The organism is Micromonospora sp. DT4 (assembly GCF_049841675.1).
GTDB lineage: Bacteria > Actinomycetota > Actinomycetes > Mycobacteriales > Micromonosporaceae > Micromonospora.
In genome coordinates this window covers 1-1,081 of record NZ_JBNCKT010000301.1, presented here as the reverse complement: position 1 = coordinate 1,081, position 1,081 = coordinate 1, and the positions used below count along the sequence as shown (strand labels likewise).

2 protein-coding genes are annotated in these 1,081 nt (G+C 69.3%); one reads left to right on the top strand and one right to left on the bottom strand.

The window, feature by feature from the left end; translation table 11 throughout:
* A partial coding sequence (locus tag ACLQ24_RS29775; RefSeq protein ID WP_425895061.1) for a non-reducing end alpha-L-arabinofuranosidase family hydrolase occupies positions 1-326 on the top strand: 326 nt, incomplete at its 5' end.
* Positions 327-387: 61 nt separating this feature from the next.
* Here ACLQ24_RS29775 and ACLQ24_RS29770 read toward each other — a convergent pair.
* Entirely contained in the window at positions 388-1,011 is a 624-nt protein-coding gene (locus ACLQ24_RS29770; protein WP_425895060.1) for a response regulator transcription factor, read from the bottom strand.
* Positions 1,012-1,081 lie beyond the last annotated feature (70 nt).

The following is a 1,081-nucleotide window of genomic DNA, read 5'->3' as shown; positions in this document are numbered from 1 at the left end:
AAGGCCAGAGCCGCTACCTCATGCTCGTCGAAGCCATCGGCGCCCGCGGCCGCTACTTCCGCTCCTTCACCGCCACCAACCTCGGCGGCACCTGGACCCCCCAAGCCGCCACCGAAAACAACCCCTTCGCCGGCACAGCCAACAGCGGCGCCACCTGGACCAACGACATCAGCCACGGCGAGCTGATCCGCACCAGCGCCGACCAAACCTTCACCGTCGACCCCTGCAACCTCCAACTCCTCTACCAAGGCCGCTCCCCCTCCTCCGACGGCGTCGACTACGGCCTCCTGCCCTACCGCCCCGGCCTACTCACCCTCCAGCGCTGACACCACCGTCTACGCAGAGCGGGCCCGGCAACCAGCCAGGCCCGCTCGGTCGTCGTCAGTCCTACCGGTGCGGCGACACGTAGCCCAGCTCAATCGCCCGGCGGGTGAGTTCGGCCTTGTTGGTGGCGTTCAACTTCGCCCGGATGCGCTTCAGGTACGTGCCTACGGTCGACTCGGTCACGCCCATCTGCTCGCCGATCATCACGTTGCTCAGCCCGCTGGCGACCAGCCGCAATGTCTTGATCTCCCGCTCGGCCAGGCGAACCGGGTCGGGAATGAGGGGCCCACACACGGCCTCGACCAGCCCCGGACTGATGTAGACACTGTCCAGGACGGCGGTTTCGGTGGCCGTCCGCAGATCCCGCTCGGCGTCGTCGGCGAGGATCATCGCGCGAACTCCGGCCCGGAGCGCGTCCGGCAACGACAGCCGCACGTCCGGTCGGCACACCAGCACCACCCGGGTCCGCTGCGGCAGCACCGACCAGAGATGGTCGTGCACCGACGCGCGCCGCAGCCCCGTGATGTCGACGATGGCCAGCGGCGGGCCGGTCGGGAGGGCGAGAAGCCGCGCGACCGAGGCGAGTTCGAGGCTCACCTCCAGACCCGGGAGGTTGGACACCAACCGGACCAACCCGGCCCGGGCGACGTCGGACGGGGACACCACCGCCACATCGAGGGTGCTCATTGGTGCACCCTTGTCTCACTCGGGCCGATCGGGGTTCGAGTGCACCGGTGACTGTCGGGCCATCGCCCAG